At 66.6% G+C, this 6,591-nt stretch carries 8 protein-coding genes and 1 pseudogene; 5 read left to right on the top strand and 4 right to left on the bottom strand.

Annotated elements, in window-relative coordinates; all coding sequences use genetic code 11:
• Positions 1 to 1,097 precede the first annotated feature (1,097 nt).
• From ACF062_RS38385 to ACF062_RS38370, 4 genes are all read left to right on the top strand, one after another.
• Positions 1,098 to 1,646: a hypothetical protein gene (locus ACF062_RS38385; RefSeq protein WP_392144745.1), complete on the top strand. Its 549-nt coding sequence runs from the start codon at positions 1,098 to 1,100 to the stop codon at positions 1,644 to 1,646.
• Positions 1,647 to 1,848: 202 nt separating this feature from the next.
• Positions 1,849 to 2,076: a hypothetical protein gene (locus ACF062_RS38380; protein WP_392144743.1), complete on the top strand. Its 228-nt coding sequence runs from the start codon at positions 1,849 to 1,851 to the stop codon at positions 2,074 to 2,076.
• Positions 2,069 to 2,704, top strand: a complete 636-nt coding sequence (locus tag ACF062_RS38375) for an RNA polymerase sigma factor (RefSeq protein WP_392144741.1) — start codon at positions 2,069 to 2,071, stop codon at positions 2,702 to 2,704. The genes ACF062_RS38380 and ACF062_RS38375 overlap by 8 nt, the downstream gene beginning before the upstream one ends.
• Complete coding sequence (locus tag ACF062_RS38370; RefSeq protein WP_359646150.1) at positions 2,701 to 3,357, top strand: hypothetical protein; 657 nt, start codon at positions 2,701 to 2,703, stop codon at positions 3,355 to 3,357. The genes ACF062_RS38375 and ACF062_RS38370 overlap by 4 nt, the downstream gene beginning before the upstream one ends.
• 117 nt (positions 3,358 to 3,474) lie before the next feature.
• Here the strand turns inward: ACF062_RS38370 and ACF062_RS38365 are convergent, their stop codons facing one another.
• Complete coding sequence (locus ACF062_RS38365) at positions 3,475 to 4,161, bottom strand: restriction endonuclease (RefSeq protein ID WP_392144739.1); 687 nt, start codon at positions 4,159 to 4,161, stop codon at positions 3,475 to 3,477.
• A 96-nt stretch (positions 4,162 to 4,257) separates the two neighbouring features.
• On the opposite strand from ACF062_RS38365, the gene ACF062_RS38360 reads away from it, so the two are divergent.
• Entirely contained in the window at positions 4,258 to 4,608 is a 351-nt protein-coding gene (locus tag ACF062_RS38360) for a helicase associated domain-containing protein (protein WP_392144749.1), read from the top strand.
• Positions 4,609 to 4,942: 334 nt separating this feature from the next.
• Here ACF062_RS38360 and ACF062_RS38355 read toward each other — a convergent pair whose 3' ends face one another.
• The 3 genes and pseudogenes from ACF062_RS38355 to ACF062_RS38345 all read right to left on the bottom strand — a co-directional run.
• Positions 4,943 to 5,434, bottom strand: a complete 492-nt coding sequence (locus ACF062_RS38355; RefSeq protein WP_392144737.1) for a DUF6461 domain-containing protein — start codon at positions 5,432 to 5,434, stop codon at positions 4,943 to 4,945.
• A gap of 209 nt (positions 5,435 to 5,643) precedes the next feature.
• Entirely contained in the window at positions 5,644 to 5,799 is a 156-nt protein-coding gene (locus ACF062_RS38350) for a hypothetical protein (RefSeq protein WP_392144735.1), read from the bottom strand.
• A gap of 507 nt (positions 5,800 to 6,306) precedes the next feature.
• Positions 6,307 to 6,591 (bottom strand): annotated as a pseudogene (locus tag ACF062_RS38345) (hypothetical protein); the annotation flags it as partial.

The following is a 6,591-nucleotide window of genomic DNA, read 5'->3' as shown; positions in this document are numbered from 1 at the left end:
TGGTCGCGCCCTGGGTCGCATCGGTCGGCGCCATGTGCGGACTGCCGACATACGGCCTGAGCAGGGAGACAAGGGGTCCGCGCGAGGCCGCTCGGGCCGCCGACTACTTACCTACAGAGGGGTCTGCCGAAGCCGGACCCGCTGCCGTGTCCGTTGCGGCTGCCAGGTCCCGTCATACCCCGGGGGCGAGGACCGCTGCACATTTCATGATCGATCGTGGCGGTTAGCCGTCATCGGGTGACGGCTACGGCAACGGTGCATCACGCGCCCGCGTCCGGAGCATCCCGCCGCCGACGCCACGCCCGTGTACGGCACTTCGGCGAGCAGTACACGGCATCGGTCCGCTTGCGTATGGAGACGTGCACACCACACACCGGGCAGCGGCCCTGTGCCCACAGGATCTCGCCCCTGATCAGTCCCAGGCCTCTGACAGCCCGCCGGTAGATCTCGTTGTACCGCTGCACGCGCCGCCAGTGCCGGCTGCGGCACGCGGCATCGCAGTACCGCCGGTTCGCCCCCGCATCCCGCGGCAGCAGCGCCCGGCACTGCGCGCAGTGGCGTGTCTTCCTGCCTGCCATCTCCTCAGCGTCCCGCCGACGCAGCCCCTGCCGGAAGAGGGCCGATGCCGTACCACGCGGATGGTCAGTTGACTACCTACACTTCCCCGACGCGGACGCCGACGGTGGAGGTGCGGGTCTCGGTCCACGCGCCGGACTCGGTGCCGCCTCCGCCCACCGGCCGTCGGGGGCGGGAGTCGTCCTTACCACCGCAGCTCGCTGCGGTGGTAAGCGCATCACACCCATACCCCTCGCGTGGTAAACGGGTGGGACCGCCGCGGCGCCCTACGAGGCGCCGTACAAGACGCCCTACGAGGCGCCTCATCCTTCAGCCGCCAAGGCAGAAAGCCGCTGCTCATAACGCTGGTCAAGGGGGTGCAGGCACGCCGACTACTTCCCTGAGAGACCCTCTGGTGCCGCCCAGGGTGTGGAAACGGCGGGTGGCATGTCCTCAGGAGCGGGCACGGTTTTCCGCCCCGGGCGGGGGCGAATCAGTCCGTGGCTGGCGTTGCTCGTCGCGGACGATGTCGTTGTCCCTGCATGAGTGATCCCGCCTCGGAGTTGCACGTGTTGTGCGTCAGCGTTGATGCAGCCTCGCGCGCGTTCAGCCAAGTCATGGAGTCTGCTGCTCGTGCGCTCTATGCAGGGGTTCCGGCTGCCACGGTCGAGGCCTTGCTCCGGTCCTTGCGCACGGGGAACCCTTCGTCGCATGGGGCGACGGAGTTGTCCTCTCCCACCGAGACCACTCACGACGACGCGCGTGCGGGTGCCGAGGACGACGGTGCCCGGCTTCTTCCCCCGCCCCTGCCAAGCCAGGTGCGGGAAAGCCTTACGGCCTCCGTCAGCGAGATGGTCAAACATGACCCGGGGACCAGAGGCAAGCAGGTGGCCCTACAGCTAGGAGTGTCGGAGAGCACCGCCCACCGCCTCCTGAAGAAAGTCCGTGTTTCCGTGCTGGTCGACTTGGTGGCCCGGAACCCCAGACTCACAGTCGAGGACGTGGCCGCCCACTTCGGCGATCTCGACGTACAACACATCGAGCAACTGGTGAAGGAGTTGCCCAACATCACCATCCCCCGGCGACAATGAAACAGCTACAGCCGGGTTGCCTTCAGCTTGCCGCCCTGGGAGAGAAGCACCGACCCGGTTCCGCCGAGTCTTCGGGCAAGGTCGCCACATGGGTTCACTTTTGTGTTGCACATCACACGCTGTAGATGTCACAGGTGAGTCGGTCAACTGCACTCCCTAATGACCGCGGCGCATCCGCACCGCGGCGAACAAGGGGGTTGATGTGCCGGAGACAGCCATCGGTTTGGCAGGCCTCGGTGGCTTGCTGATGATTCGGTTGCTGTACCGCTGGATCAGCAGCCGTACCCACGTGCAACTGGTCCGCTTGCGCCAGCAGGGCGCCAGTGAACGGGTCCGTGCGCTGCCGCCTGGAAGCGTGCTCCTCGAGCGGCGGGCAGACGAAGAGCTACGCATCGAGATCGGTTCGAGCGGCGAGGCGGCTCATGGCTGAGCCGGAGATTTTCCCCGTGGCGGCGCAACGCCTTCGGGAGCCGGCCGCTCGGCCAGCCGAGCAGATGGCTTTCGTCCCCTCCTTAAAGCCGATCTGTCCGCCCGCGGCGACTGCCCTTGGGACAGGGGGATCTGGCACTGTCGCCCGTGTGGATTTCGCCCGGTATTACGAGCAGCACCTGACGCGGCTCATCCGGCACTTGATGCGGCAAGGGGCTGGTGCACACGAAGCTGCGGAGGCTGCTCAGGGGGCTTTCACCGAAGCGTTCCCGCAGTGGAGCGACATCGCGTTCCCGGCAGCCTGGCTGCGCAAAGTCGCTTTCCGCCTGTACCTACGCAACCCCATCAGTCGGGAAGAGCTCACCAGCACACCACCTGAACAGCCAGCGAGCGGAGCATGCCCTTTGCGTACGGTGGAACTTCGGGAGGAGGAGGCCCGGGTCTACTCGGCGCTTGCTTCACTTCCGCCCGCTCAGAGGAGGGTTCTCGCCTGGAGCCTGGACGGCTTCACCACTAGCGAGATAAGCGCCGAACTAGGGATGACCGCGGAAGCCGTACGGCAGAACCTCAGCCGTGCCCGAGCCAGGCTCAAGGACCAGCTCGGACTGGCAAACGGAGGTGGACAGTGACGTACTCCAACAGTGACACCGCACTCGACGCCCTGCTCGGAGCGGTGGACGACGCGGTTTTGTCCCGACTCGATGAGGCCGCTGACCTCGACGCGGGGCGCGCCGCTGTCTTCGCGTCCTTCACCGCAGACGCCGCACCCCGCCATCTACTACCCCTGCTCGACCTTGAGGCCGATGCAGCGGAAAGCAACGAAGAGCTATGCGACCCAGCGTTGGGGACGGGTGCATTTCTGACCCAAGCCATGGACGAGCTGGAGCACAACTACCAAGTATTCGAGATCGTGAAGGGACTAAGGAGTCTGGCTTGGGGGATTAGCACACTCAGGGAGTGGCTCCGCAAGAACGGCTTCGACACCCGCGTGCAACTGCGCTTGTCCACTCAACATGGCGAGTTGTGCAGGCTCGCAGAAACGGTGACCAACCGGGAGCTCGAGCTTCGAGACGCCCTTTTTACGCTCACCAAGGCCGCCAGCGTGCTGAAAAGGATCACGGCGCAAGTAGTGAAGGAGTGCGAACGTCTCGACCTGGACAGCAGCCAGTTCCACGCGCGCGTAGCCAACTTGTCTGCCGAGATGAACCGAGTGCGGTCTCTGATGGTGCGGCTGTTCGCCGGCGACGACCACAGCAACCGTGTTCCTGCTCCGGTGCAGTAACCAGCCCCGGCGTGAGGCATCCTTCCGCACATCGTGGGCGCGACCGTTACCGCAAGCTGGAGCCGGTTACCGCAGTGGTGACCAACTCCAGCACGACGACGTGCACGACGGACCGGCTCAGCTCAGGGGTGTGGCGCGGCGCGGCGGTGGGATTTTCGGCAGGAGTTCCCATAGCGGCCGCACCCCGGCCGCCCACACCGCCAGTAGCTGTCGGTCGACCAGGTGCATGTGCAGCTGCCCGGCCAGCGGCGCGCAGCGGGTGGAGAAGCGGCCGTTGGTGACGACCAGGACGACGTCTGCGCCGTAGAGCTGGCGGGCGGTGCCGTTGACCCTCTGCAGGTCGGGCGTGCCGACGGCTGAGCCCTGGGTGCCGTTCTGTCGGTGCTTGCATTGGATGACCCACTTGCGGCCCAGGGGGTCGGTGGCCAGGGCGTCCGCGCCGTTGTCACCGGCGCCGCCGATCTGGCGGGCATCCCTGCAGCCGTCACGCTGCATGAGGTCGCGCACCGCGTATTCGAAGTCGCGGTGACCAAGGGCGTCCAGCTGCTGGAGGTGGTAGCGCAATCCCTGTCGGCGGACGTTTTGCCATAGCGCCCTCTGCCGCCGGTGATACAGCAGAGCTGCGCCTGTTCCGGTGCCTGCCAGCACCAGCAGGAGCAGCACCCACCAGTGCGCGAGCAGCCACGTCACCACGATGTACACCACTGCCGCTGCCGCCAGGAGCAGCAGGAGCTGGGTCTGCTGTCGCTGCTGGCGTTTGGTCTGCCGCCGCCGGCGGCGGCGTGCCGGTGCGCGGCGCGTCACCGTGCACCGGCCTTGGGTGAGAAACGGATCGGGTAGGTAAGAACTCTCAAACCTGAGACAGCATCAGCTGCCATGCGATAAAGCCCCACGACAGCGATCCCACCCCTCAATCTCTCACCCCATGACAGCAGCCCACCCACCCAAAAACACCCACTGACCAGCCCCGTAACACCAACCCCTGGACCAGCACGACCGACTCTCACCACCACCGACACCAACCCGAGAGATCGCAAGTGGGCCGCCAACCTGGCAGCCGCAAAGCAGTTCTACGAGCGTGAGGGGCATCTGAACGTCCCCCGCAAGCACGTGGAGACCGTGCTCGCAGAGGAGGGATGGGAACTGCAGTTCCGTCTGGGGGCGTGGGTCAGTAACCAGCGCTCGCGTGCGGCGACGCTGTCGGAGGACCGGCGCGAGCAGCTCTCCAGTATCGGCATGCGGTGGTCGTGATGGGCGTCGTCGTCACCGCGGCCGCCACGCTCGCCGTCGGCTACCTGCTCGGGCGGCTGCGCCCGTGGCAGCGGCTGGGCGACTGGGCGGCCGGGCTCCCCCGCTCCGGCAGAGGCGCCCGAGCCGGAGCCGGCCTCGGCTCGGGCGCTGGACGCGAGGTCTCCATACTCGCCCTCCACCTCTGTGCTTCTGCTACCAGGAGGAGGGAGGTGAGGTGCGGATGACCACGACAGGGAGACGTCCGTTCTCGATGGACTCCTGCGGCAGGGACAGCCCAAAGTGCTCGCCGATGACCGCCAGCACCCGACGTTGCTGTTCACGCGTCGACAACTCTTCATCCGCACCCAGCATGTCGTCGACAGAGTTCTTGTGGCGGGATGACCCCGGCCACTTCGAGGGCTAGGCGCAGCAGATCGGGCTGGGCTCCGGCGGGGTCGTAGCCGGCGCCCAGCTCGAAGTGCAGCTGTACCTCGCCGTTGGCGTGGTAGCTGAAGAAGGCGGGCGGGTCGTCCGGGCGCGGATCGAAGATCAGTACCTCGGCGCCACGGGACACGGCCGGGTCCAGGGCCCAGCCTTCGCTGCCTCCGCTCTCCACGACGAACGACCAGTCCCCGGCTTGGCCGATGCGCCCCACGCAGAAGACCTGCGCCAGATCGACCATGCTGGATGCTTCCTGGAGGGTGGCATCTGGTTGGACTTGCACCGGCTCGTGATCGGCCATGCGTTGAGCCAACTGCTGCGGGCTGAGGCCACGGGCGCAGGTGATGTACAGGCCCCTGGCGCTCCATGCGTCGGCGATCCACTCCACACTGTCAGGCATGGCCATTTTCTCTCTTTCGGGGAATGCGTGACCGGCGGGAGCCCCAGGGTTACGGGCGCCCCCGCCGGCGTTCAGCAACCTACGGCTTGGGAACCGTGCAGGCCACGGTCACCTTGGATGCGTCGCAGTGAGCAAACTTGGGGAAGTCCACCCAGTAGGGGTCCTGGTCCAGCAACCGGTACTTGCCCGAGACGGCCGTTGCCGCCGCTCGGTCGTCAGGCGGCGCTGAATTCGTGGGCGGGGCTGCCGCGCCACTCCATCCAATGCGGGTCATCCCAGATGGCCTCCGGATCGGCGACGCCGACGCCCTCGACCAAGTCGTGGTCGTTGTAGGCGGTGCCGAGGATCTCGTCGCGCCCGTTGTTGTGCACGGTGACTCTCCGGCCGCCCGAAAGGGAGGGCCGATGCACGACGATCGGCGCGCTGCTCACGCCTCCCCGGGTGCCCCGAACCCGTTCGGTGGGGAAGTCGGCCCGGGGCGTCATCGGCCTCGGGGAACATCAGTACAGCAGTTATCGGTGAGAACGATCATGGTCAGGGCGTGAGTGCGCTGACCATGTTCTCGTACTCGCGGCGGGCCTCGCGCTGGGCCGGGACCGCAGGCACGGCATGGCTGGCAGCTGGCGATGTACGGCGGGAACGGCGCTGACGCCGGAGGGTGTCATCCCCCAACAGGGCAGCGCCCGGGGGAGGAGAAATCTCCGTCCCCGGGCGCTGCCCCGGCTCCGCCCCGCACGCGGCGTCGCCGCGGACGCCGGCGAGGAACACCTGGCCGGGCTACGCGTGCACTCGGTCAGGAACCCGCCGCAGCCCATGCGGTCCGTATCCCGACGCCTCGTCCTCAGCGGAATCCGGAAGTGATCACCGTCGGGGAAACCTCACTGATTGACCCAGGCGGGACACTTGTTCACACCCTCGCAGTACGCAGTGATGACCCCGATCTTCTCGCCCCGCCCGGCGTCGTACCGACCGTCCGAAGTTTTGCGGGCGTACTGGACGATGGCGATGACTTTGATGTGTCCTTCCTCGCCGACAACGAACCCTTCATATGTCAGGCGGGATCCTGCACGGCTCACGGGGTGGTTCTTCAGTGCAGTGTTGACGACACTGCACTTCTTTATGTTGTGGCTCCCCGAGAAGTGCTTCCAGCCGAGTTCACTGTT

The sequence above is a fragment of the Streptomyces sp. NPDC015345 genome (genome assembly GCF_043078805.1).
Lineage (GTDB): Bacteria > Actinomycetota > Actinomycetes > Streptomycetales > Streptomycetaceae > Streptomyces.
The sequence above is the reverse complement of the archived record's forward strand: the minus strand, read 5'-3'. Positions and strand labels throughout refer to the sequence as shown.